This window comes from Rhizobium anhuiense bv. trifolii (assembly GCF_024346605.1).
Lineage (GTDB): Bacteria > Pseudomonadota > Alphaproteobacteria > Rhizobiales > Rhizobiaceae > Rhizobium > Rhizobium anhuiense.
Genome location: NZ_CP098803.1, coordinates 3262384 through 3287441, shown reverse-complemented (window position 1 = coordinate 3287441; position 25058 = coordinate 3262384). Strand labels below are relative to the sequence as shown.

Genomic DNA, 25058 nt, shown 5'->3' with positions numbered 1-25058 from the left:
AATCGATTGTTCACTATGATAGCGCGTGGCTCAGGGATGTTTCGGCTCTGGCGAGGAACTCGCCAATTGCCTCGATCGGAAGCGGCCTGCTGACCAAGTAGCCTTGAAGCCTGTCGCAGCCCACGCCGCGCAACCATTCCGCCTGACCTGGCGTCTCGACCCCTTCCGCTGTCACCTGCATGTCGAGGTCATGGGCGAGGTTCACGATGCAGCGGACGATTGCCTGGCTTTTCAGATCGCTTTCGAGATCGGTGATGAAGTATTTGTCGATTTTGATCGTGTCGAAAGGGAATGTCTTCAGATAGCTGAGCGAAGAATATTCGGTGCCGAAGTCATCAAGCGAGATTCGTATCCCCAGCACGTTGAGCGTATTCAGGGTGTCGATGTTGTTGACGGTCCGCTCGAGCAGCACGCTTTCGGTTATCTCAAGCTCCAGACGGTCGGGCGGCAAGCCGACCAGGTCGAGCGTCTGGGAGACCCGATCGGTAAGGCCGCTGGTCAGGAATTCGGCCGCCGATAAATTGACGGCAACGATGTAGTTCTGCGGCCACTTCATCGCCTCGCGGCATGCCTGCTCTAAAACCCACGCTCCTATTTCCGGCATCATTCCATCGGCCTCGGCCATCGGAATAAATGCCGCCGGTGAAATTTTTCCAAGCAGGGGATGGTGCCATCTCAGCAATGCTTCGAAGCCGACAACGCAGCCGCCCTCTGAGATGGGTTGGTATTCGACAGAGAACTGCTGCTGGGCCAAGGCCATGCGAAGGCTGCGGCGCAGCAGTTCGCGTTGCTCCAGCGATTCAAGCATCGAGGGATCAAATGCTTTTGCCCGGCCGCGCCCGTCTTTCTTCGCGGCATAGAGCGCGAGATCGGACGCCTTCATCAGTTGCTCCGGACTTGCACCGTCCGATGGCGCGGTGGAAATGCCGATGCTGGTACCAACAAATACGGCAATGCCATCTATCGTGAAGGGCTTTTTGAATTCGGCAACCAGAACTTCTGCTAGCCACTGCCCCTTGGCCGGATGTCCCGAGCCCATGGAAATAACGGTGAATTCGTCACCCGCAAGTCGATAGGCTCTGTCATCGCTGGTCAGGCAGCCTTGAATACGCCTTGCCGCAAATTGAAGAACCTTGTCGCCGGCCGGATGCCCAAGCGTGTCGTTCACGGGCTTGAAATCGTCGAGGTCGAGCTGCATCAAAGACAGGGTCTCGTTCGCGCCTGCGGCCTCCTGCAGCAATACTGTGAGGTCCTCGCTGAACTGTCGTCGGTTCGGCAGTCCGGTCAGGGGATCATGGGTCGCCAGGTGCAGAAGGGTTGCACGCTCATCATCGAGACTTTCCTCGGAGCGCACCACGGCAAACAGATCTCCGATCCGATAGATCGTCAGTCCGCGCGATCCCGGCTCGCCAAGATCGCCCGATATTCGCAAAGGCTGTGCACTGTCACCCAGGGAACGTAACGCAAGCGTAATCGCCGACTGGTCCAGTTCCGGAAAATGCTCCCAAAAGGACGCTGCTGGTTTGACAGAAGCAGGCAGCTCATTGCCCAGCAAATTCTCGACGGGATTGAGATCGCGGTCAAAGAACAAAAGTCGGTCGATCGAACTCGAAGCCTCTGCCTCTGTTTTTCCGAGGGCCGAGTGGGCCGCACGAATTTTCCGCATGTCCGAGGCTCTCCCTTGCTGAATGTCCTAACCAGATATTGTAGCAGTTTGACTCCCACACAACTTGTGCACGCTAAGATTTACATTAGGCATTTCTGATTAACAATCCCCAACCGCAGCATTGAGATACACTTATGTCACGGATAAAAAGAAGCAATCGATCACCTGTCTTGCCCGCGCCTGCACTGGGATAAGCAGGACCACAGGAGGCCGTCAGGCGGTGATCCGATTTCGGAGCCTGCCTTCATCGAGCAATATTCTGACCGTCCGCGCTGCGTTTTGGCGCATCTCGACCGCGGCGTGATCGGAGTAAAAGGCATTGTGCGGGGTTATCACCAACCGTCCCGCGAGCCAGTCTTCACGTTTGCGCCAGGCCGAAAGCAGCGGATGGTCGCCCGGCGGTTCCTGCATCAGCGTGTCAATCGCGGCCGCTGCCAGGTGGCCGCTTCTGAGGGACGCTTCAAGCGCATCGAGATCGTCAATAAGTTCGCCGCGCGCCGTATTGACCAAAATGGCTCCGGGTTTCATCCGGGCAAGTCCGTTGGCGTCGAGCATGCCGCGTGTCTCCTCCGTGGCTGGACAGTGGAGCGTGAGGATATCCGAGCGCGCGAAAAGATCGCCCGCATTGTCGACACGCTCGTATCCCATCGCCTTTTCGTGACCAGGCGGTTGGCCGGGATCATAGCCGAGGATGCGAAAGCCGAAGGGCTTCAGGCGGTTGACGACCGCCGTTCCGATCCGTCCGACACCGACGACGCCCACAGTGGCCCGGTTTGAACGGGAAAGCGGCTTGAGGCTGTGGACTTGCCATCCGGATCGATAGCCACGGGCGCGGGCATCATGTTCCCAGAGCCGTCTTTGCAGGGACAGGATCATCGCGACCGCGTGGTCGGCAACTTCCTCGGTGCCATAATCCGGGTTGTTGGCGAAGGGGATGCCGGCGGCCGCCAAGGCCTCGATATCGATCTTCTCGTAACCGACGCCGTAACGCACGACGCCCCGGCAGCGGGTCAAATGCGCGATGCTTCGCGGCCCGAGCCGTGCGCCCCAGACCATCAGGGCATCGAGCCGGGCGAGGCGATCGGCAGCGAAAAGCGTTTCATCCGTGGTGGCGAAGAAGTCGATCTCGACATCCTGGCCGAGCACCTCGGCCTCGAGGTCCGGAGAGCCGATCATGTGGTCGGTGATTCCGACCACATATTTTCTCTGTTCTGTCATTCGGAGGAAGAGCCGCCTTGAATTGTTGATCCCTTGGTCATGCCAACCGTCCCACCTCTTCAATGCTCAGCGAACCCGGCTTGCCTCCATCGCGTGCGAGTTTTGCCGCCGCTCGTTGAAAGGCCGCGTTGAGGGGTGCGGCCACGCCGTGAAGACGTCCGAGCCGCACGATCTCACCGTTCAGGTAGTCAACTTCACTTGACGTGCCGCGCACGAAGCTCTGCCATGTCGATTGCTGGCCGCGTTCGATGCCGCTGTCTTCGGCGACGCGCCAGCCTGATATGTCGATCGCCCGTTCCGAAGGGGCCGCCAGATCGTATCCCGCCGCCTTCAGGACGGTGCGCGCTTCTTCTGCCAATTCGGCGCCGGCTTTTGCGCGCACCTCCGGTGTGCCGGCGAAAAGCTCGACTGCGTTAGTCGCATTGTGCTGCAGTTTGGCGGCCTTCCAGCGGCGGATGTCTGCACGCGCTTCGGCCAGATATCCCGCCTTCGTCAGGTCGGAGACAACAGCCGATGCGGTATCGTCCAATCCGTGCGGATAGCGTCCGAGCGTGACAATGCCGACATTCGGTTCACCGCCGACGACGACCTCACCGGTCACGGTATAGCGCGCGGGAATGAGAATACTGGCCGCATAAACACGATGGAAGCGTCGCAGCGCGATATCCTCGGCCGCCAGCCCGTTTTGGAGCGTGACCAGCGGCAGATCGGATGCGAGACCTGCGCCATCCACATCGCGCCAGGCCCAGAAATCGGTTGCCGCTTCGACATCCTGCGCCTTGACTGTGAGGATCAGGATATCGTCCGGCTTCAGAACGGGCGGCGTTGCGGTGTCGACCGCATTGAGCTGAACCACCCGGGTTTCCCTCGGGCGGCGATAGGAAAGGCCATGGGCGGCGATATGAGCGATCTGAGCGCCGCGTCCCACCAGAACGTAAGGAATGTCGTGGGTTTCGAACTCGGCGGCAAGGCTTGCGCCGACCGCGCCGGCGCCGATGATGATGTAGCGTGTCATGTTCGTCCACTGCGAGTTGGCCGGGGGGCCGAAGGGGAAGGTGGGAAGGTCATCAGGTGAGGTCCGTCCCCGTCGCGTCAGGCTGTTTTAAGGACGGGGACGCCTGTCGAATAGCTCGATAGGGCGGTCTCATCCCGGTTCCACCGGTCGAAGGCGGCGCGCCCCAGAATGGAAATCGATACGTCTTCCTGCGGAGCATGGACGAGCACGGACTGGATGTCCCGGAAATGCCGTTCAAGCCCCAGGTCGGCGCTCAGGCCCGGATTGCCGATGCCGCGCACCGCGATCTGGACTGCCTCGCGCAACTGCCGGCCGGCAATGAGCCGGGCTCTTATGAATTTTTCCGCGTCACTTTGGCCGGCTTCGAGCGCGCCAAAAATGATCTGGCGGGCGCCGGAGACAAGCAGGTCGATTTCGCCCGAAAGCGTCACGAAACGCTCCGTGCGGGCAATGGGATGGCCGAGATTGGTCGGCACCCGCTCATGCGCGAAGCGGATGAAGGCGGCCTGCGCGGCTTCCGCCACGCCGAGATAGAGCGCGGTCAGCGCCAGCGTGAGCGCCGCATGGGCGCGATTGTCCTGTTGGGCAACTGTGGCGTCGGTGAGATCAAGCACGTCCTCTGCCGGGATCTCGACGTCGGTATATTCGACGTCGTGCGAACCTGTGGCGCGCATGCCGAGGCTGCTCCAGTTTTCGATCACGCGAATGCCAGGCAGTCCATTCGGCACGACGAAGGTTCCAACCCGCGTTGGGGTTTCATCGGTATGCGCCCAGACGAGGAAATGCGTGAGACCATCCGCGCCGGTGACGAAGCGCTTGCGACCGGTGATCGACCAGCCGTTGGCCGTGCGGCGGGCGCGCGTTGCCGGCAGACCGCCGCGCGCCGGCGACCCCAGTTCCGGCTCGACGCGGGCGGCGTTGAGCAGCAGCGGACGCTGCTTTCCCTCCGCCAGCAGCCTGATGTAGAGATCTTCCGGCCAATGGTTTTTTCCGGCCTGGCCGAGATGGTTGAAAATTGTCATGGCGCTGATGAGCGCGACCGACGGATCGCCTCGCCCGAGGGCGGCTAGGATGTGAGCCGTGTCGGCAAGGTTGGCACCTCCTCCGCCGTAGCGGACGGCGACAGTGCTTTCCAGAAGGCCGCTTTCATGAACGGCACGAATGCCCGTCCATGGAAACTGACCGGTACGATCCGCTTCCGGAGCGGCCTCGGCTAGAACCCGCGCGGTTGCGTTCAGGACGCTTGTGTCATGGGGCATGTCGTTGAAGCCTTCTGATGGAAGCCCGAGCGATATCCTCCGACGCGATGAAGACAGCGTCGCCTGCTCGTTCTGGGATTGAATGCATGGTCCAACCGTACCGGACCGTGATCATCAGGCGGCCGTCTTCTTTTTGGTCTCTTCTCGCTCGCGGATGCCGTCACGCACCAGCGGCAGGATGTAGCGGCCATAATCGACGGCATCGTTGTAATTGTCGTAGCCGCGGATCGAGATCAGGTCGGCACCAAGATCGATATAATCGAGGATGGAATCAGCGATGGTGCGTGGCGAACCCACCAGCGCGGTGGTGGCGCCGCTGGCATTGGTGGCGGTTACTGTCGGATACCACAGGGCGCGGTCCTGCACATGGCCGCGTGCAGCAATGTCCAGCAGCCGCTGAGAGCCAACATTGGCCGGACGCGGAGCCGAAAGCGGCGCACGGCTCAAACCTTTCTCGCGGTTCTCGTTCAGCCGGTCCAGAACCTTATGTGCCTTCGCCCAGGCCAATTCGTCGGTCTCGGCCACGATCGGCCGGAAGGTGACCCAGATGCGCGGGCGATCCGTGCGGCCAGCCTTGGCGGCTTCGTCGTAAATCCGGTCGATCTGCTGCTTGGTTTCAGCAAGCGGCTCACCCCATAGGCCGAAGATATCGCACAGCGAACCGCCGATCCGGTAAGCCGCATCCGACGAGCCGCCGAGCGAGATGGGGATGAGGCCCCTGGTGGGACGCACGGCGCTGCGGAACTGCTTGAACTGATAATACTTCCCATCGAAATCAAAGGGTTCGGTCGACGTCCAGGCCAGACGCAAGATGCGAATATATTCCTCCTGCCGCTCGTAACGCTCTTCCTTATTGAGGAAGTCGCCTTCACGCGCCTGCTCCTCGTCGCTGCCGCCGGCGATGAAGTGAACGACGACGCGCCCGCCGCTCAACTGATCGAGCGTCGCCAACGATTTCGCCGCAACCGTCGGATAGACCGTGTTCGGACGTAGGGCGACGATGATGCTGAGCTTTTTCGTATGTGCGAGGATCGTCGCTCCAAGCGTGAACGGATCGAAGGAGGACGAGGAATAGGGGATCAGCGTGTAGTTGAAGCCGTAATCGTCGAGCGCCCGTGCGTATCGCTCCAGAAAACGCGCATCGACCGGCGCGTCGGGAATAGGGTTGAGGTCATTGGAGGCATTGGCGAAGCTTGCGCTGATGAATTCCGTGGCCATGTGAGCGTTTCTCCCGGGGTTGCCGAACATGCCTTCACGTTATGGCGTGACAAATCCCATAGGAAGACAGGTCTTTCTTTTTCTACTAAAACTGTAGAAAATATTCGCGCGTCGCAGCCTGGTGGGGAAGAGTTGGTCACCTTCTCCATTGAAAACCCTGATGGCTGCTCCAGCCGCAATGGCGACGCTCAACCGCTGGCATCAGTGTGGTTCAAATGGTAGGCGACCAGCCGAGGTTGGGGGCCACCGTGTCTGCCAGGTCCGTCAGCAGCCGCACGTTTTCGGCAAGGTCGAAGGCGGGGGGAAGGAAGAGCACAAGCTCATCGGCGGAGGCAAGGCCTGGGTCGTCAAGCACGGCCTCAAGCACCTGGTCGGGCGTGCCTTGGAAGACCGGGGAGATCTGGATGCCGGGCGGCTGATTGGCTGGCGCGGCCGGCGTCAGCGCCCCCTTGGGACGGGACGCGGCAATTCCCTGGGTGCGGCGCTCGAGGTCGTAGGCGGCATACTTCTCCCGAAGCTCGGCCGTGGTGCCGACCAGGATTGAGGCGGCAACGGCGACTGGCGGCGGTTGGGTGTTCCACGTCTCGCGCCAGGTCGCACGGAAAGCCGCGATGCAGCGAGCCTGATACTCCCCGAAGGTTTCGCCCTCGTCGTGGTCGTGCTGCACAGTGCCTGAGATGAGCCCGATTCCGAGCTTGGCAGCCTGCACCGCCGAATCCAGACTAGCCGAGCCCTGCCTGATCCGCGAGCGCAGGGTCGGGCTGTGCGGCGTCACCCGCAGTTCAGTACCCTCCGGGGCGCCTTGGCCTTGCCCAGCGACGGTGTGGAGAACCTCAGCCGAGATCGCGGCGAGGAAGCGCGCCTGACGGCGTTTGGCTTCCGTCCGGGCATCGGTGTCTGCCGTACCGAAGACGGCGTCGAACGCCGCATTGGCGCCCGTCGAGATGGCCAGCTCCAAGCGGCCGCCGATCAAAAGGTCGGTCGTGCCGGCCGCCTCGGCGAGCAGGATGGGGTCCTGGTAGCGCATCGGGATAACAGCCGAGCCGAGCGTGATATGCCTGGTATGCTGGCCGGCCGCGGCGAAGAACGGAAGCGGTGACGACAGGTAGTGGTCGAAGTGCCGTTGGTAGGCCCAGCCCGACTGATAACCCAGCCGCTCGGCGGCCTTGAACAGCTCGATCCCGTCGCGTAGCCCCTGCGCCGGCCCGGCGTCGTCGTTGAAGGACACCCGGGTGTTGAAGCCGAGCCGCTGTTTCGGACGGAACGGCGCGGGCTGAGGGATGGCAGGCGCGGCGATGGTCATGCGATCTTTTCCTCGTTGACGAACCACTGCGGTCTGGGGTGTGGCGCGCGGGCGATAGCAGCGGCGCCTGATGGGATCGATTCCAGCAGCGAGCGTGTGTACGGCTCCCTGGGGCGTTCGAAGATGTCGGTGACGGTCCCATGCTCGACGATGCGCCCGCGCTGCATCACCGAAACCGTGTGGGCGAGCTGGCGCACCAGAGCCAGATCGTGGGAGACGAAAACATAGGTGAGGCCAAGCTTGGCTTGCAGCGAGAGCAGCACCTCGACGATATCGGCCTGGACGCTGACGTCGAGCGCGGAGGTGGGCTCATCGAGCACGATGACGTCAGGCTTGAGCACCAGCGACCGGGCGATGGCCACGCGCTGGCGCTGGCCACCTGACAAGGCTTCCGGCTTGCGGGAAAGCAGGTGTTCGCCGAGCCCGACATTGGCCAGCGCTTCGCGGACCTGCTCGGCCCGCTCCTCGCGGGTGCCGATCTTGAACCGGTCGAGCGGTTCGCGCACCAACTGCTCGACTTTCCAGGTCGGGTCCAGTGAGGTGAACGGGTTCTGATAAACGAGCTGAAGGTGGCGCCATACCGCGCGCAGGGACTCTGGCGAGCGACCGGCGAGCTGCTCGCCGGCGACGGCAATATTGCCGATGTCGGGTTGCTCGAGCCCGAGCAGCAGCCGGATTGCCGTCGTCTTGCCCGAACCGGATTCGCCGACCAGCGCGTGTGTGGTGCCAGCCGGGACGGCAAACGACACCTCATTGACGGCCGTCAGAACCTTGCCGTCGACCGTGAAGGTCTTCGTGACGCCGCTGACTTCGATCTTCGGTGCCTTGTCGGCTTTGGTTCCGAGGAAACGGAAGCCGGGATCGCGCAGCGCACGGTAGCGATCGGGGTTGAGGGCCGGGACGTCGGCATGCAGCTTCCTGGCGTATGCCGAGGAGGGCGCGGAGAAGACGGAAGCGGTGCTGCCGGCTTCCTGGACGACGCCGTCCTTGAGCACCACCAGGGAGTCCGCCCGCTCGGCGGCGATCGCCAGGTCGTGGGTGATGAGAAGCAGGCTGATCTCAAGCTCGTGCTGCAACTTGGAAAGCAGGTCGAGGATACGCTTCTGGATCGTGACGTCGAGCGCCGACGTCGGCTCGTCCGCGACCAGCAGCGACGGCCGTGGCAGGACTGCAAGGCCGATCAGCACGCGCTGCAGCATGCCGCCGGAGAGCTGGTGCGGGTAGGAGTCGTAGACCCGTTGGAGATTGTCGAGCCCGACCTGGGCGAAGGTCTCCAGGATGAGCGCCTTGCGGATTGCCTTATTGGGCTCGTCGACGAGTGCTGCCGCCTCCATCGCCTGGGCGCCGATCGTCCGCACCGGGTTGAGCGAGTTGCCGGGATCCTGCGGGACGAACCCGATCGCCCGTCCTCTGAGCGGCCGGAAACGGCGCTCCGGGAGTCCCAGTATCTCCTGGCCGTCGAACTCGACGCGGCCGGCAGCGCGTCCACCGCTGGGGAGCAGCCGCAACACCGCCCGGGCGATGGTCGATTTGCCCGAACCCGACTCGCCGATGAGGGCGAGGCTCTTGCCGCGGCCGAGTTGAAACCCGACGTTGCTGACGACTTCGTGCGGCCCGTAGGAAACCGACAACCCGTCAACCCGGAGCAGAGGGGCTGATCGCTGGAGCGGCAGCCCGGTGGCGTCTGTGTGGGCGAAAAGCTCAGTCAGTCTGTTTTGCGAAGCCATCGGCTGATCCTGTTCACGGAGAGGACGGTTGCGATCGTGACGAAGGCGGGGGCGTAAACCAGCCACGGCCATTTGAGGTAGTCCTTGCCGATCGAGATCAGCAGGCCCCAGTCGGAGGCCGGCGGCGGGTCGCCGTAGCCGAGGAAAGCGAGACTGGCGATCACCAGGATCGAGTCGCCGAACTGCAGCACCGCAAGCGGCAGCACCGAGCGCGAGGCGTTCGGCAGCACGTGACGCCACAGGATGTGCCAGCGCGACCCGCCGAGCAGAAAGGAGGACTCGACGAATGTCGCCTGCCGGGTCTTGATCACCTCCGAGCGCATCACCCGGGCGAAGAGGGCGACCGCCGAAACGCCGGTTGCAATGGCGGCGTTGGTGGTGTCGAAGCCGATCGCGGTGACGACGATGACGGCCAGCAGGAATTTCGGAATAGCCAGCAGAACGTCGACGAGGCGGGCGAACAGGGTGTCCACCCAGCCGCCGAAGAAGCCGGCCAGGAGGCCGATGAGGCCACCGGCGACAACGCCGATGACGACGGCGATCAGCGCGCTCGCCACCGAGGAGGCCGTGCCGTAGACGACGCGGGTGTAGAGATCGCGGCCGAGGTGATCGGTGCCGAACCAGTGCGCCGCGCTGGGGCCGAGCAGCTTTTGAGCGGGAACGCCGTTGACCGGGTCATAGCTGGTGAACAGGCTCGGAGCGAGAGACCAGGCGATGGCGAGCGCGACGATAGCGAAGGACAGCGCGACGATCGGCGGTAGGCGTAGCGCCGTCAGCCGGCTGATCGCCGCGACATGCGAGGCAGAGGAAGCGGAGGCGAGGGTCATGGCGTCACCGCCTTGGAAATGCCGATGGAGCCTTCGTCAGCCGTGGTTGGACGGCGCTCGGGAGCGCCAAGAAGCTTTACGCGCGGGTCGAGCAGTGGGTAGGTCAGATCGGCGATCAGGTTGACGATCACGAAGACCACCGCTGCCAGCGAGACGACCGCCTGCAGGACGGGCAGGTCCTGCGTGCTCACCGACCGTTGCACCAGGCTGCCGAGACCGGTGCGTCCGAACACCGTCTCGGTGATCAGCGAACCGCCGAGCAGTTCGCCGATGGTGAGCGCGATAACGGTGATAACCGGCAGCGACGACGGCTTGAGCAGGTGCTTGGCGAACAGGCGCATTTGCCCGAGGCCGCGACCCCGGGCGACGGCGGCGTATTCCTGCCCGGACTCATGATCGAGATTGGCGATGAGCACTTCGGCGATTTGCGCGGAGATGGGGATGCCGAGCGCGATGGCCGCGAAAAGCGTCGCCCAGAAGCTGTCGGGCTCGATCACGCGAAAGACGCCGAGCTGGAAGCCGAAGAGATGGATCAGCACCAGGCCGATCACAAAGTTCGGCACCGACAGGAACAGGGACGGGAAGCCGCGCAGCAGGCCCTGACCGAACCGTTTTGGCAGAAACTGCGTGCCATAGGCGATCACCGCCGACAGCAGCAGCGCGACGACGAGGCCTGCGGAAGCAAGGACCAAGGTCGACGGCAGCACCTCGGCGATCAGGGTCGACACGGGCCGGTTGGTTCGCATCGACAGGCCGAGATCGCCGGTCACGAATCCGGAAAAAGATGTCCACAGCTGGACCGGGATCGGCTTATCCAGGCCCTGGGCGGCGATGATCTCCTTGATCTCATCCGGTGTGAAGCCATTCTGAGGATTGTTCAGGACATTGGTGATCGGGTCGCCGGGCAGGATGCTGACGACGACGAAGGTGAAGACATAAGCCAGCAGGATCACGACGATCGCCTGCACGAGGCGTTTTGCGGCGTAGTTGAGGTAGGCTTTGCTCATGCCGTCACCTTCTTAAGTTGCTCGGTTGAATTGCGGGTTATTCGCTCTTCGTGGCCGTGTAGTAGCTGGCATAGGCGACGCCGTTGTAGACTTCGCCCTTGAGCTTCGGAGACTGCACGTAGATCCGCTGGACGATCTGTGTGCGCGGGATGAAGTAACCCTGATCGAGGATGTATTTCTGTAGTTCGTCGAGGAGCGGTTTGCGGCTTTCGATGGAACCGGCGCTGGCGATCTTGTCACGGAGTTCGTTGAGCGTCTTGTCGCTCTCGTCGAGGGCGAACCAGTTCTCGCCGTTGTTGGCATTTGTCAGGATACTGGCGACGGTGCCGGCGTCGATGAAGCTGCGCGTCACCTCATAGGCCGGCACGGCCGGGCTGCCGTATTTGACCTTCTGGCCGTAGGTGACGACGTCGTAGGAACGGATAGCGACTTTCCAGCCGATCTTGCCGAGCTGCTGGGCGATAAGCTCATCGACCGATTTCGAGGTTGCGAGGTAGGGGTTGGAATGCAGCGTCAGCACCAGCGGCTGGCCGTTCTTGGTGCGGATGCCGTCCGCGCCCTTTGTCCAGCCCGCTTCGTCGAGGAGCTTCTCGGCCTTTTCGGGGTTGTAGGCCAGCAGGGCGCTTTGGTCGGTCGCTCCCGGCACGTTGCTTTGGATGAAGGAGGTCGCCAGTTTCCAGTCTGACGTATAGACGGTGTCGATGATCTCCTGGCGATTGATGCCGGCCTGGAGGGCCTGGCGTACTTTCACGTCATCGTAGGGCGCAAGCTTGGTGTTGACAGCCCAGCCGTTCACGAAGCCGAGATAACGTGGTGTCGCGGTGGTGAAGCCTTCTGCCTTGAGAGACTCCAGCTCCTGCGGCGAGGCGTTGTAGGCGACGTCGGCCTGGCCGGACTGAACCGCAGCCACGCGCAGCGACGGCTCGGACACCAGCTTGTAGGTGATCGTGTCGAGATAGGCCGGGCCGGTATGGCCGACCGCGGCGGGACCCCAGTTGTAGTCCTTGCGCTTGACCAGCTTGACGAAGTCGCCTTCCTTCCAGGAATCGACCACATAGGGGCCGCTGCCGGCGGTCTTGCTGAGGTCGGCCTGCTGGGCGGCAGGCTGCGCGAGGGTCTTGGGGGAGATCAGGATCGAGCCGTGGTAGCCGAGGGTCGGGATGAAGCCGAGTGTCGGCGCCTTGAAGAAGACCTTCACGGTAGCCGCGTCCACTGCCTCGGCGTGGTCGTAAGTCTTCGGGAAGAGACCGATCGGGTTGATGCCCTCGCTCTTGCGGCCGGCGTACCAGATGTCGAGGTTGGCGACGACGGCCGACGCATCGAGCGGGGTGCCGTCGGAGAAAGTCACGCCGCTCTTCAGGTGCAGGGTGAACTCGGTGGCCTTGTCGTTCTGCTCCCAGCGCTCGGCGATCCAGGGGCTGACCTTGCCGTCAGCATCGACGTAAAGGAGCTTATCGGTCACATGGCCCCAGATGTGGCCCTGGAAGCTGGAGATGGCGCTGTTGTTCGGGATCCAGGTATCGCCCAGCGAGTCGATGAGGAAGGTGATGTCACCGCCGTTGTGTGGGCTATCGGCACTCAGAGCCGGATTGAACTCCGCCGTTACCACCAAGGCGGCGATTGCCAGTGCGGACGTGGCGATCAGCAGGCGACGCCGGGGAAGGGAGAACGGGGAAAAGCGTTCGATCATAATGCGGTCCTGTATTGTTTGCCAAGGAGATCACGACGCATAGCCTAAGCAGGGCAACAGGAGGGAGAAAGACCAGTTGTTCTTTTTCTACTAAATTTATGGATTATTTTGTTCGGTTTCTGCGTGTGTGTGGATCAGCTTTTCCGGGCTTGTCGCGATATGTCTGCGAACTTCATTCCCTCGAAGATCCGCACCGGCGGCAGTTCGCCGGCGAACCGCTCCGCCTCCACCCTGGTAAGCTGTCCGGTCGAGCCCTGGGCCAATTGCGAGGTTCCGACGTCGCGGGTGAGGATATTCGGGTTGCCGTGGATGCACATGGACTTCTCGGCGGTCGGGTCGTTCGGTTCGAACCACGCACCCGTCGCAAGCTGCATCACGCCCTGTCGCACGTCCTCGCTTATCACCGCTGCCGCTAGGCAGCTGCCGCGGGCATTGAACAGCCTCAGAATGTCGCCATCCGAAATGCCGCGTTCGGCCGCGTCGGCCGGGTTGATGCGGACTGGTTCCCGGCCTTTGATCTTGGTGGAACGACTGAAATCGCCATAGTCCAACTGGCTGTGCAGCCGCTGATGCGGCTGATTGCAGACCAGATGGAGCGGGTAGTTGCTTGCATCGCCCTCTGCCTCCATCTTGGGGCGATACCATCGCGGATGGCCGCGGCAATCGTCGTAACCGAAGCTCTCGATCGTCTCGGAAAAGATCTCGATCTTTCCGGATGGCGTCTGCAGCGGAGATCCGGATGGATCATCGCGGAAGGCGCGCGCCGGTCCACCGTCGTCAGGCTTCAGCGGCAGGCGTATCTCTCCGCGTTCCCAGAACGTCTCGAAGTCGGGAGCTTCGTGTCCACCGGCTATGAGCGCCTCGCGCGTCGTCTCGAAAAGAAAGGCGAGCCATTCCTTGCTGGTGCGGCTTTCGGTGAACTGTTCGGCTCTGCCGAGGCGGCGGGCTATCTCGGAGAAGATGTCATAGTCGTCCCGTGCTTCGCCGACCGGCTCGATCAACTTTTTCATGGCGATCATCAGCGGATCGCGGTCCGCCGCGCCGATGTCGTCCCGCTCGAGCGTGGTGGTCGCCGGCAGCACGATGTCGGCATGACGGGCCGACGACGTCCAGGCCGTCTCATGCACGATGATGGTTTCCGGCCTCTTGAACGCCGCCCGCAGCCTGTTGAGATCCTGATGGTGATGGAATGGGTTGCCGCCCGCCCAATAGACGAGGCGGATGTCGGGATAACGCATCGCCTGACCATTATAGTTGAACGCGCTGCCCGGATTGAGGAGCATGTCGGCGATGCGCGCGACGGGAATGAAATCCGGCACGGCGTTCTTGAATTGACTGAGCGTGGGCAGTGGGACGGCAAGCTGGTGTTTGCCGATATTGCCCAATGCGCCAAGCGAATAGGAATAGCCGCCGCCATCCAGTCCGATCTGCCCGAGCATTGCGGCGAGCACGATGCCCATCCAGACCGGTTGCTCGCCATGCTCGGCACGCTGCAGGGAATGGCTGACGGTGATCAGCGTCCTGGCGCGCGCCATGGAAAGCGCGAGCTTCCTGATGGTGTCTTTGCCGATGCCGCAGATATGGGACGCCCATTCCGGGCTCTTGTCGACACCATCGGTCCGGCCAAGCAGGTAGTCCTCGAAGCGCTCGTAGCCGACCGTATAGCGGTCGAGAAATTGGCGGTCGTGCAATCCCTCGCTGGCAAGCACATGCGCGAGGCCGAGCATCAGCGCTATGTCGGTGCCGGGCAAGATGGGCAGCCATTCGGCGTTCACCTCAGCAGGAAAATCGTCTTTCAGGGGGCTGATGAGGACAAAACGCGCACCGCGCGCGTGCGCGCCATTCAGCGTCCGGGGCACGATATGCGCACTGATGCCGCCGCCATGCACATCCGTGTTCTTGATCGCCATTCCGCCGAAGGCGACGACCAGTTCGCTGCTCCGCTCGATGGCATCCCAGGTGACGCTCTTGCGCTCGAAATGGTCGTAGGGTCCCAAGACATGCGGGATGATGACCATGGCCGCACCCGAGCTGTAGGTGTTGACGGATCTGATATATCCGCCCAGCACATTCAGAAACCGATGGATCTGGCTCTGCGCATGATGGAAGCGTCCGGCGCTCGACCAACCATAGGACCCACCGAACACGGCCTGCGCGCCGAAGTCTGCATAAACGCGCCGAAGTTCCTTCGAAACAAGGTCCAGCGCCTGCGGCCAGCTGACTTCGACATAATCGTCTGCCCCGCGATTTTGCGCGTTGCCGGTGCTGCCTTCGAGCCAGCCGCGCCGGACAGCCGGACGTCTGATGCGCGCCGGACTATGGGCGATCGCGGCGAGATTGCCCAGCAGGGGCGATGGATGCGGGTCGGCCGGATGGGGACGGATTTCAAGCTTTCCATCTTCGTAGCGGCCGGAAAAGGCGCCCCAGTGGGAGCTATGGGGCTGAAACGAACTCATTTGTAAAGCTCCAGGCAAACAAGGGTTTATCAACGGACTGCGGACGTCTATCCGGGCAAGACTTTGCCTGGGTTCATGATGCCTGTCGGATCGATGGCATGCTTGATGACGGCCATGAGATCGACGGCATCGCCATGTTCCCCGCGCAGATAGCCAATCTTGCCGGTACCGACGCCGTGTTCGCCGGTAGAGGTGCCGCCCACCGAGATTGCATGTTGCACCATCTTCTTGTTGATGGCTGCAACCTCATTGAGTTCCGCCTGATTTCCCGGGTCGACAGCGAAGACGACGTGATAATTGCCGTCGCCGACATGGCCGAGAATGGCGGCGGGAACGCTGCAGCCGCGCAGAAGATCACGCGTCTTGAGGATGCAGCTGCTGAGCTGTGAGACAGGGACGCAGACGTCGGATGACCAGCCTTTGGCATGCGGGCGCTGGGAGACGACCGCGTAGAACGCGTTGTGACGCGCCTTCCACAGCCGGTTGCGCTCTTCAGGTGCGTTTGCCCATTCGAAATCCTTGCCGCCATTCTCCTCGACGATCGCCTTGACCATTTCGACCTGCTCCTGAACCCCAGCCGGAAAGCCATGAAATTCGAAGGCGAGCGTGTCCTCGATCTTCAGCGACAGATTGGAATAGGCGTTGACGGCCGCGATCAGGCCGCGGTCCATCAACTCCATGCGGGCAACCGGAATGCCGAGCTGCACGACCGCAATCGCCGCATTGACCGCCTGCTCGACGCTTTCGAACGAGCAGAGCGCTGCGGAAATCGTCTCCGGGATGCCGTAGAGCCTGAGCGTCACCTCGGTAATGATGCCGAGCGTACCCTCGGAACCGACGAACAGTCGGGTCAGATCGTAGCCGGCTGACGACTTGCGCGCCCGGCCGCCGGTGCGGATGACCTGGCCGCTCGGCAGCACGACGGTCAGTGACAGGACGTTTTCGCGCATGGTGCCGTAGCGCACGGCGTTCGTCCCCGATGCCCGCGTCGAGGCCATGCCGCCGATCGAGGCGTTGGCGCCGGGATCGATCGGGAAAAACAGGCCCATATCGCGCAGATGCGTGTTCAATTGCTCGCGGCTCACACCGGCCTCGACGGTGCAATCGAGGTCCTCGGCGCTGACGCGGACGATCTGCGACATGCGTGAAAGATCGATCGAGACACCGCCGCGCACCGCCGTCAGATGGCCTTCGAGCGAGGTGCCTGCGCCAAACGCGATCACCGGCACGTCTTCAGCCGCGCAGAGCCGGACGATCTCGGCCACGTCCTCGGTGCTTTCCGCAAACACGACAGCATCCGGGATGGCGGGCGTGTGGTGGGATTCACCGCGGCCGTGCTGTTCGCGCAAGGCCTGCGAGATGGAGAAGCGATCGCCGAAACGGATGCGAAGCGTTTGCGAAAGAGCGGGAGAAAGAACACTCATTTGCCGCCTCGACGCTCTTCAGGAATGACGCGGCTAGGGTTATCCGGATGCGCCGCCAGCCATTCGGTGGGGATGATGGACATGGAGTGCTCCGGATGATGCTCTGGCCGGGGACGAACGGGCCGATGCTGTTGGCGCCGGCCTGCTCGATGATCCATCAGGCGGCGATCTTGTCGCCGTTGAGATGGCGCTCGAGGAATGGCAGGCTGTCCTGTCCCCAGTACAACTCATCTTCGTATCGGAAGGTTGGAAGCCCGAAGACACCGGCAGCCTTGGCGGTCTCGGCGTTCGATTTCCAGATCGCCTGCACGTCCTCGGCCTGAGCACGCTGCTCCAGAACTGCACCGTCGAACCCTGCCTTATCCGCAATTGCGCGACGAACCTCGGCTCGGCCGATGTCCTCGCCACGTGTCCAGAAGGCCTCCTGAAGCGCCTTTGTCAGTCTGAGCCAGTCTTGCCCCGCATCGATGGCGGCAATGACCATGAAACCGGCGGGGGTCGGGTCAGAAAGGGCGGCGCGGTTTTCGAAGTTCAGCGTTTTACCCCGCAGCGCGGCCCAACGTTTCAGGTCCTTGACCCAATAGGCGCGGCGCGCTTGCGGCCGGTTGCGGGAATAGATCGCGCCATTGTCCTCGATCAATGGGATCACATAGGGGTGGATCGATGCCCCATGCTCGGAGGCGAGCGCCGCAAACGGCTCGAGGCCGATAAAAGCCCAGGGAGAGCCAATGCCGAAGAAGTAATCGATGGTCTTTGTCATGTTCCGTTCTTCTCAAGAGATCTGGTCGAGTAGATTGCCGCGTCGAATACCGATAGTGCGCAGTCCCGGGCGACGAGAACGGCCTGGGGATCGCGTCCGACCGCCACCGTGGCAAGGGCGCCTTCATAGAGAAGGGAAAGGTGAGCAGCCGCCTGGTCGGGCTTGACATCGGCCCTCGACAGGATGGTGCGAAATATGTCCCTCACAACCTTCTTGTGCGTTCGCGCGACGGTGAGGACGCGTTCGGAATCGCCGTGCTCGGCGACGGCAAGTGCAAAGGCGCAGCCCCGAAACTCCGGGCTGTCGGCCTTTTCGTACAAGCGCTCGAAAATCAGTTTGATCTGATCCCTCGGCGTGCTTGCCGCATCCAAAACCTCCTGTAGCGAACGAATGACGCGGTCGTGGCGATCCTGGAGATAGGCTGCCACAAGGTGGTCCTTGGATGGGAAGTGTCGATAGAGGGTCGCCTTGGCAACGTTTGCCTCTTCGATGATTCGATCTATGCCGACGGCGCGAATACCTTCGCTATAAAAAAGCGCGCTGGCGGCGGTAAGGATCTGATCTGATATAGGCTCTTTCATTGGATCGCTTCGGGTTGGGAATGTATCATGGGATCAGCAAGCCCATATCATCAGGTCATTGCAAGTGTTCTGCCGAGGTTGGCTGCATTGTTTCGCGATCGATGGTGTCGAGCGGACCAGAAACCGAGGGGGCGAAGGCTTGGCCATGCTGCGTCCGACCGGTAGGCTCCTAAGGTGCAAGCCATTTTTGTTTTTCGTCTTCCTTTCAAGCGGGACTCCCCATCGACCGTCGACAGATGATTCCGCTCGATTTGCAATGTGGAAGCTAGAGGCTTGAGGGATTATGAGAAAGACAGGTCGTTCTTTTTCTACTGAATTTGTGGAAAATGTTTCGTCCACGGCTCTCGCAGACAGCTGACTTTTTCGTGGCGATAGGTGGCAACCTCATGTGTCCATCTATCTCTCAGGTCGGACAGTTTGGGCGTGGCCGCGGCTGCAATCTTGTCTGCCTCTGCTATGGGGAATAGGCTGACGGGATGATCAAACAGGTTCTCTTTGTCCAAGGCGCCGGCGAAGGCGTTCATGACCACTGGGACAACAAGCTCGTGGCGAGCCTCGAGCGCGAGCTCGGTGGAAATTATGTTGTCCGCTATCCCCGAATGCCCGGCGAAGACAATCCCAGCTTCTCTGCGTGGAAGTCTGCGCTGATGAGGGAATTCGCCTTGTTGGAAGATGGCGCAATGCTCGTGGGCCATTCGTTCGGCGGCACCATCTTGATGCATGCGCTTGCCGAGCAGCCGCCGACACCGAGGTTGGGCGGGCTATTTCTCATCGCCGCACCCTTCATCGGCGAAGGCGGATGGCCGAGCGATGACATCGGCGGTGCCGAGGATTTCTCGGGGTCCCTTCCGCCCGGCCTTCCCGTCCATCTCTATCATGGGATTGATGACGACGAGGTGCCGACGGCTCACGTCCATTTCTACGCGAAAGCGATTCCGCACGCCGTGGTGCGCACGCTCGAGGGCAGGGATCACCAGTTCAATGATGACATGAGCGAGGTCGCCTGGGACATCCGTTCGTTGGGTTAGGCTTCTGCTCAGACAATTCTAGCAAACACCACGCGGGAAAGCTTGTTTCCCAGCGCAGCCGCTCTATGTCCTCTCCCGTTTCAGCATGAGATCTGCAGGCAGTATTCACCGTAAAACCGGGCGCCGACGGCGTTGTCCGCCGGCCGGCTTTGAAGGAGCTGAGCAATGAAAATTCTCATGGTTCTAACATCGCATGATCAACTGGGAAACACCGGCAGGAAGACGGGCTTCTGGCTCGAGGAGCTCGCCGCCCCTTACTTTGTTTTCCGTGGCGCCGGAGCCGACATCACGCTCGCTTCGCCGAAGGGCGGCCAGCCTCCACTCGATCCGAAGAGCAACGAGCCGGCCTTCCAGACGGAAGACACGCGGCGGTTCGAGCGCGACCAGGCGGCAACGGCTGCGCTCGCCAACACCTTGAGATTGTCCGACATCAACCAGGCGGACTATGACAGCGTGTTCTTCCCCGGCGGGCACGGTCCGCTTTGGGATCTGACGAACGACCGCAACGCTCTGTCGCTCATCGAGGATATGCTCGCGGCGGGAAAACCCGTGGCGCTCGTTTGCCACGCACCAGGTATCCTGACGAATGTGAAGGCGCCGGATGGAAAGCCCATCGCCAAGGGCCGGACGGTCACGGGTTTCACCGATTCCGAAGAAGAGGCGATGCACCTGGTCGAGGTCGTTCCCTACCTGCTCGAGGATGTATTGAAGGAGCAGGGCGCAAAGTTTTCGAAGACGGCGGATTGGGGCGTGCATGTCGTCCAGGACGGCCTGCTGATCACCGGTCAAAACCCGGCTTCGTCAAAACAGGGCGCCCGGAGGCTTCTTGAGGCCTTGAGAAAGCAGGACGCGGCTTAAGGGCTTAAGCCCTGGGCACGACGGCTGCCCTGGAGGTCGAGATCTCCTCATTCGGCTTGTGCCGACGCCGGCCGCAGGTGCGTCTCGACGACGTCTGCAGCACGGCGGCGGCGAGCCAACGTTCAAACACGGGATGAAAGGCGCCTGACATGATGGGGAAATATACGGGACAATGCGCTTGCGGCGCGGTGAGATTTGCCTTCGACACCGACCCGAACTTTGTCGCCAACTGCCATTGCCTGGACTGCAAGAGGGCAACGGGCGGCGAGGCCGCCACGTTCTTCGCCGTACCGCAGGATGATTTCACCGTGATCAGCGGTAGCCCGAAGGCGTTTCACTATGTCGCCGATTCAGGCAAGGGGCTCGACCGCAATTTTTGCCCGGATTGCGGCGCCAGATTGTTCAGCAGCAACCTGGAGAGCTTTCCTGGCCTCGTCTTCGTGACGCTCGGCAGTCTGGATCGGCCCGAGCTCATCAAGCCGGGAGTCGAAATGTTCACCAAGCGGCGGCTCGCCTGGGCAAGGCCGCTCGATCTTCCACAGTTCGACGGCATGCCCGGCTGAGCCGCGACGCAAACCGCTGCACAGTTTTGCGCGACATGCTTTGAGCAATTTTTCTTGAAGAAAAGTTCCATCCGGTGTCGGATCGATCAGCCCACGCCCGTCCTAGGTTCGTCCATTCCGTCCATTCAAAAAGGATCACGACCATGCCGAGTACCATACGCCTGCACCGCGTTCTGGCGACCAGCCCGGAGAAAGTCTACCGCGCATTCCTGGAGGCGGACGCGCTTGCCAAGTGGCTTCCGCCGAACGGCTTCCTCTGCACCGTGCATCATTCGGAGCCGGTTGTCGGCGGCACGTTCAGAATGTCTTTCCGTAACTTCACGACGGGCAACAGCCACGCCTTCGGCGGCGAATATCTGGAGCTCGTCCCAGGTGAACGCCTGCGTTACACCGACAGGTTCGACGACCCCAACCTGCCTGGCGAAATGGAAGTCACCGTGACACTGAAAAAGGTCTCGGTCGGCACCGAGGTGGACATCGTGCAGGCCGGCGTGCCTGACGTCATTCCGCCCGAGGCTTGTTATCTCGGCTGGCAGGAGTCGCTGCGAAACCTCGCCAGGGTCGTCGAGCCCGACATCCAGGAATAGTCCAAGATCGCGCTGGCCGGGCGGCAACCGCCCGGCACCAGCCGACATCAATGACTGCCGATGCCGCGTTTCGCGAGCGCGTTGCGGGCGGCCGCAGCGCCCCAGTCGTCGGAAAGATCCTGCCCTTCGATCTCGGCTTCGGCGATCGGCGTTGCCCGGATCAGCGGCACCGAGCCGAAAGGCAGGCCGTCGATCCGCCCGGGGGCCTGGCTCAGCATGATCCGGCTCATCGGGCTATAATCCTCGGTCAGCCGGCAGAACAGGATGGCGCCGTGTTTCTCGACATCGCGGGCGACGCGATAGCCGTCCGCCACAAGGTCGCCGATGTTGATCAGCAGGTTTGCCCAGTTTTTGATCCCCTCCGCATTCAGGGTCGCGGGGCCGAATTCCATGAAGAGTTCGCATTCCACGCCGTTCTCCGGCTCGGATATGCCGGCCCAAGGGGTCGACAGCCCGTCGGTGGCAAGCGTCAGCCTGTCCGGCGCCTGGATGGCGAGGATGCGGCGATGCGGGCCGAACCATTTCGTCTGGGCGTGAATGTTGGCCGTTCCGCGCTCGGCCGCAAAGTTCTGAAGCACTGTACCGCGGCTCTGCCAGAAGACGCGCCGCGCAGCGGCTGCGGTTTCGTAGATCGGGTCGTCGGGGGCGCGCGGCACGATCGTCCGATCATAACTGGTTTGGAGCGTGATCTCTCCCCGCATGAAGGGAAACTTCGGCTTCTTCCAGCGTATTAGCACCTTGTTGAAGCGAGGCACCCCTGATGCACCGAGCTTTTCGACGACTTCGGAGATGATATCGAGCGGATGCCTGGAGGCCTCCGGGACATGGTTTCCTTCGGCATCGCGGTAACCGCCCGTCCGGGACGAGTGCCCCGCCTGCATCGTGGTGGCAGTCCATTCGCCACTGACCGCGCCCGCCGGCGCCTTGCCGAGAGCCGGCGCAAGTTCCCGGATCGCATCGTCAATCGAATAGGATGCCACGTCGCCCCTCAGCCTTCGCCCAAAGATTGTATCCCTCGCGGCCGCTCTGCCCGCGAGCAGAAGCTAGAGCGGAGGCGTCGCCGATCAATAGCGAGGTGGAGTGGCGCGAGCAGAGGAGGCGCCCAGGTCCCTGGGCGCAGGAGAAGTTCTTTTACTAGGTGAGGTAAGGTCCGCTGCGCCTATTTGCTTCCGTCGTTCGGCCGCGCCTTGGCGCTGTCGTTGCTGGTCGACGAGGCGGTCTTTCCATCCGGTTGCTGCCCGAAATATGTGCCGCCGAGATGGCCGCCGGCGCTGGTGTTCTTTACCTGCCGTTCGGCGCGTTTCTGGAGTTCACGAACGTTGGTCTTGCTCATTTTCGGCTCCATGTTTGAGGTAGACCTCTGGTCAACCAATGGCGGACAACACGGTTCCATATTTTTTGCGGAGGGCGGGGCCGGGTAGCGGGTTGGGCCTGCTCACCTCTGCTGCGCCAAGCTTGCTTTCGAACGACAGGGCGGCTCACCGGGGAAGAATTCCCGCGGGAACACTTCCTGATCTTTTCGGTTTCCCCTGTTCAACAAGGAGAAACGAAGATGGGCATGACGACACCGAAAGACGGCGCCCCCGGCACCACCGATCAGTCTCCCCGCTGGGAAGGGCCGAAGGGAAATAAACCTCGCGGCTATATGAAGGCCAAGGACGATCCGGATCGCGATCGCGACGCGCATGGCGAAAACAACCGCGATCCCGAGACGAAGACTCTCAGCGATGCGCTGAAGCAGAAGGGCCAATGACATGGCTGATCCCAAAAAAGACGCAGCCGGCCAGTTCGCCAGATCCCAGGCCGACCGGAAAAGCAGCGGTGTGGCCAGCGCCAAACCGACCGTGATCACCGGCTCGGAAGATGCCACGGTGAACAAGAACCCGCCCGGCAAGAAGAAGTCCGGGAAGGATTGGGATATCAACTACGATCCCGCCGCTAGGAACGAGAGCCGGTCGCACTAGCTCCGGCTGTCGCTGCTTCTCCTCACGAGCCAAGCCGCGAGGCATTTCCGTTTTCTCCAGTCAGGGAAATGCTCCAGTTTCATATGTGGACACTGTTCCTACCCACCGAAATAGGCCGGATGGTCGATATCGGCGAGGAGGCCGGGCTGCTTTGGCTCCCAGCTGAGCAGCGCGCGGGTATGCTCGCTCGATGTCGGGACGTCGAAGCCGGCGAACATGCCAAACCAGCCAAAATGCTCGGCCGCTTCTTCCCGTGAGAGCGAGACAGCGGGCACATCGAGCCGCCGGCCGATGACCTCGGCAATCTGCCTGAAGGGAACTCCCTCTTCTGCGACTGACAGGAACGGGCCACCGACAGCGCCGCGCTCCAGCGCCAGCCGATAGAGCCGGGCGGCATCGAGCCGGTGCACGGCGGGCCAGCGGTTCTGCCCTTCGCCGATATAGGCCGAGACTCCCGTCCGCCGGGCCAAATCGATCAGGATCGGCACGAAACCATGATCGCCATGGCCATGTACTGACGGCGGCAGCCGGACGGTGGCGGCCCGCACGCCACGCGCGACAAGCGATATCGCGGTGATTTCGGAGGCGCGAGGGTAGGTCTGCGACGTTGGCATGGGCGGGTCCTTCTCGGTGCCGGTGCGCCCCGGCGCATGGCCGAGGCCCGCCGTCACCAGCAGCGGCCGGCCGGAACCTTGGAGGGCTTCGCCCAGCGCCTCGATGGCGCGCCGGTCGGCGGCGCAGTTCTCGGCAAATTTCGAGAAATCATGATTGAAGGCCGTGTGGACGACGCCATCCACCTCTGCCGCGCCGCTCTTCAGGCTGTCCAGGTCGTCGAGCGTGCCGCGATGGACCTCGGCACCGGCGGCGGCCAGTTGATCCGCTCCCTTGTCCGAGCGGGTGAGGCCGAGCACCTTGTGGCCGGCGGCGATCAGTTCATCGACGACGGCCGAGCCGACCCAGCCGGTGGCTCCAGTGACGAATACGCGCATGTGATATCTCCAGTTTTTGCCGGAGACACATATCGGCCCTGCCTATATCATGGTAAAATAGTGACATTATCATGGTATAAAGGCTAACAGGATGGGCGAATTCGTCACCTCGGACAATCGGCTCGGTGCCTATTTGAAGGGGCGCCGCGTCAGGCTCGATCCCGCTGCCTTCGGCTTTGCGGGGGAGCGGCGGCGCACGCCGGGTCTGCGGCGCGAGGAGGTCGCGAGCCGCGCCAATATCAGCCCGACCTGGTACACCTGGCTGGAGCAGGGGCGTGGCGGGGCGCCGTCTGCCGACGTGCTCGACCGGATCTCTCGCGCGCTGATGCTGACTGATGTCGAGCGCGAGCATCTCTTCCTCATCGGCCTCGGTCGACCGCCCGAGGTGCGTTACCACAGACAAGAGGGCGTGACGCCGAGGTTGCAGGGCGTGCTTGATGCGCTGGACCCGAGCCCGGCGCTGATCCGCAACGCCATCTGGGACGTGATTGCCTGGAACAGGGCGGCGACGGTGCTTCTAACCGATTACGGCGCGCTGCCGCCGGAAGAGCGCAACGTGCTGCGCTTCATCTTCCTCGATCCGCGCGTACGCGCCGCTCAATACGACTGGGAAAGTGTCGCTCGCTTCGTCGTCGCCGCTTTCCGCGTGGATGCGGCCCGCGCGGGTGCCGCGGCCGAGGTCGAGCCCCTCGTCGACGAACTCTGCCGCAAGAGCCCCGAATTCCTGGCGATGTGGCGCGACAACGACGTGCGCAGCCACGGCGAGGGCGCCAAGCATATCCGCCACCCCATCCTCGGCCCGCTCGCCTTCGAATATTCCGCCTTCCAGGTGGACGGGCGGCCGGATCTCAGCATGGTCGTGTACAACCCGGCGACGGCGGAGGATGCGGCGAAGATCAAGGGATTGGTGGGGTGAGG

At 62.3% G+C, this 25058-nt stretch carries 24 protein-coding genes; 7 read left to right on the top strand and 17 right to left on the bottom strand.

The genetic code is table 11. From position 1 onward, the window contains the following. Positions 1-13 precede the first annotated feature (13 nt). The 14 genes from NE851_RS24975 to NE851_RS24910 all read right to left on the bottom strand — a co-directional run bounded on the left by NE851_RS24975 (position 14) and on the right by NE851_RS24910 (position 18151). A complete protein-coding gene (locus NE851_RS24975) occupies positions 14-1666 on the bottom strand; it encodes a putative bifunctional diguanylate cyclase/phosphodiesterase (RefSeq protein WP_047610640.1) in 1653 nt (550 codons plus the stop codon). 213 nt (positions 1667-1879) lie between these two features. Continuing rightward, positions 1880-2884, bottom strand: a complete 1005-nt coding sequence (locus NE851_RS24970; protein WP_127430261.1) for a C-terminal binding protein — start codon at positions 2882-2884, stop codon at positions 1880-1882. A gap of 37 nt (positions 2885-2921) precedes the next feature. Then, positions 2922-3899 (bottom strand): ketopantoate reductase family protein, encoded by a 978-nt coding sequence (locus NE851_RS24965; protein ID WP_127430262.1) that lies wholly within the window; start codon positions 3897-3899, stop codon positions 2922-2924. Between the two features lie 77 nt (positions 3900-3976). Continuing rightward, positions 3977-5158: an acyl-CoA dehydrogenase family protein gene (locus tag NE851_RS24960; protein WP_127430263.1), complete on the bottom strand. Its 1182-nt coding sequence runs from the start codon at positions 5156-5158 to the stop codon at positions 3977-3979. Positions 5159-5272: 114 nt separating this feature from the next. Further along, entirely contained in the window at positions 5273-6376 is a 1104-nt protein-coding gene (locus tag NE851_RS24955; protein ID WP_097542243.1) for an LLM class flavin-dependent oxidoreductase, read from the bottom strand. Between the two features lie 211 nt (positions 6377-6587). Continuing rightward, positions 6588-7679 carry an LLM class flavin-dependent oxidoreductase gene (locus NE851_RS24950; RefSeq protein ID WP_097542244.1) on the bottom strand — a complete coding sequence of 364 codons (1092 nt, stop codon included), beginning with the start codon at positions 7677-7679 and terminating at the stop codon, positions 6588-6590. Then, the gene (locus tag NE851_RS24945; RefSeq protein ID WP_127430265.1) at positions 7676-9406 is read right to left on the bottom strand and encodes a dipeptide ABC transporter ATP-binding protein; all 1731 of its coding nucleotides are present in this window, start codon (positions 9404-9406) and stop codon (positions 7676-7678) included. Before NE851_RS24945 ends, NE851_RS24950 begins: the two co-directional genes overlap by 4 nt. Beyond that, positions 9385-10233 (bottom strand): ABC transporter permease, encoded by an 849-nt coding sequence (locus NE851_RS24940; protein WP_097542246.1) that lies wholly within the window; start codon positions 10231-10233, stop codon positions 9385-9387. Before NE851_RS24940 ends, NE851_RS24945 begins: the two co-directional genes overlap by 22 nt. Continuing rightward, entirely contained in the window at positions 10230-11240 is a 1011-nt protein-coding gene (locus tag NE851_RS24935) for an ABC transporter permease (protein WP_097542247.1), read from the bottom strand. The genes NE851_RS24940 and NE851_RS24935 overlap by 4 nt, the downstream gene beginning before the upstream one ends. A 37-nt stretch (positions 11241-11277) precedes the next feature. After that, positions 11278-12930 carry an ABC transporter substrate-binding protein gene (locus NE851_RS24930; protein ID WP_097542248.1) on the bottom strand — a complete coding sequence of 551 codons (1653 nt, stop codon included), beginning with the start codon at positions 12928-12930 and terminating at the stop codon, positions 11278-11280. A gap of 134 nt (positions 12931-13064) precedes the next feature. Beyond that, complete coding sequence (locus NE851_RS24925; RefSeq protein WP_127430266.1) at positions 13065-15386, bottom strand: molybdopterin guanine dinucleotide-containing S/N-oxide reductase; 2322 nt, start codon at positions 15384-15386, stop codon at positions 13065-13067. Positions 15387-15433: 47 nt separating this feature from the next. Then, positions 15434-16810, bottom strand: coding sequence for an FAD-binding oxidoreductase (locus NE851_RS24920; RefSeq protein ID WP_028758199.1), 1377 nt, complete (start codon positions 16808-16810; stop codon positions 15434-15436). Between the two features lie 157 nt (positions 16811-16967). After that, a complete protein-coding gene (locus tag NE851_RS24915; RefSeq protein WP_097542250.1) occupies positions 16968-17570 on the bottom strand; it encodes a 2-hydroxychromene-2-carboxylate isomerase in 603 nt (200 codons plus the stop codon). After that, on the bottom strand, positions 17567-18151 hold the full coding sequence (locus tag NE851_RS24910; protein ID WP_097542251.1) for a TetR/AcrR family transcriptional regulator: 585 nt from the start codon (positions 18149-18151) through the stop codon (positions 17567-17569). Before NE851_RS24910 ends, NE851_RS24915 begins: the two co-directional genes overlap by 4 nt. 476 nt (positions 18152-18627) lie before the next feature. Here NE851_RS24910 and NE851_RS24905 point away from each other — a divergent pair, with 476 nt between their 5' ends. The 4 genes from NE851_RS24905 (at position 18628) to NE851_RS24890 (ending at position 21187) form a co-directional block, all read left to right on the top strand. Next, positions 18628-19179 carry an alpha/beta hydrolase gene (locus NE851_RS24905; protein WP_127430267.1) on the top strand — a complete coding sequence of 184 codons (552 nt, stop codon included), beginning with the start codon at positions 18628-18630 and terminating at the stop codon, positions 19177-19179. 165 nt (positions 19180-19344) lie between these two features. Next, a complete protein-coding gene (locus NE851_RS24900) occupies positions 19345-20037 on the top strand; it encodes a type 1 glutamine amidotransferase domain-containing protein (protein ID WP_028757268.1) in 693 nt (230 codons plus the stop codon). A 149-nt stretch (positions 20038-20186) separates the two neighbouring features. Beyond that, the gene (locus NE851_RS24895; RefSeq protein ID WP_127430268.1) at positions 20187-20600 is read left to right on the top strand and encodes a GFA family protein; all 414 of its coding nucleotides are present in this window, start codon (positions 20187-20189) and stop codon (positions 20598-20600) included. A gap of 143 nt (positions 20601-20743) precedes the next feature. Then, positions 20744-21187: an SRPBCC family protein gene (locus NE851_RS24890; RefSeq protein ID WP_003560606.1), complete on the top strand. Its 444-nt coding sequence runs from the start codon at positions 20744-20746 to the stop codon at positions 21185-21187. A 47-nt stretch (positions 21188-21234) separates the two neighbouring features. Here the strand turns inward: NE851_RS24890 and NE851_RS24885 are convergent, their stop codons facing one another. Both NE851_RS24885 and NE851_RS24880 read right to left on the bottom strand, forming a co-directional pair. Next, a complete protein-coding gene (locus NE851_RS24885; RefSeq protein WP_127430269.1) occupies positions 21235-22167 on the bottom strand; it encodes a hypothetical protein in 933 nt (310 codons plus the stop codon). A 179-nt stretch (positions 22168-22346) separates the two neighbouring features. Continuing rightward, a complete protein-coding gene (locus NE851_RS24880) occupies positions 22347-22520 on the bottom strand; it encodes a hypothetical protein (RefSeq protein ID WP_088930348.1) in 174 nt (57 codons plus the stop codon). Between the two features lie 219 nt (positions 22521-22739). Between NE851_RS24880 and NE851_RS24875 the strand changes: the two genes are divergently transcribed. Together NE851_RS24875 and NE851_RS24870 are read left to right on the top strand one after the other, a co-directional pair. Continuing rightward, a complete protein-coding gene (locus NE851_RS24875) occupies positions 22740-22940 on the top strand; it encodes a hypothetical protein (RefSeq protein WP_028757271.1) in 201 nt (66 codons plus the stop codon). 1 nt (position 22941) lies between these two features. Beyond that, the gene (locus NE851_RS24870) at positions 22942-23151 is read left to right on the top strand and encodes a hypothetical protein (protein WP_028757272.1); all 210 of its coding nucleotides are present in this window, start codon (positions 22942-22944) and stop codon (positions 23149-23151) included. A gap of 98 nt (positions 23152-23249) precedes the next feature. On the opposite strand, the gene NE851_RS24865 is transcribed toward NE851_RS24870, so the two are convergent. Then, positions 23250-24140 carry an SDR family oxidoreductase gene (locus NE851_RS24865; protein ID WP_063475174.1) on the bottom strand — a complete coding sequence of 297 codons (891 nt, stop codon included), beginning with the start codon at positions 24138-24140 and terminating at the stop codon, positions 23250-23252. Positions 24141-24231: 91 nt separating this feature from the next. Between NE851_RS24865 and NE851_RS24860 the strand changes: the two genes are divergently transcribed. Beyond that, on the top strand, positions 24232-25056 hold the full coding sequence (locus NE851_RS24860) for a helix-turn-helix transcriptional regulator (RefSeq protein ID WP_028757274.1): 825 nt from the start codon (positions 24232-24234) through the stop codon (positions 25054-25056). Positions 25057-25058: the final 2 nt, after the last annotated feature.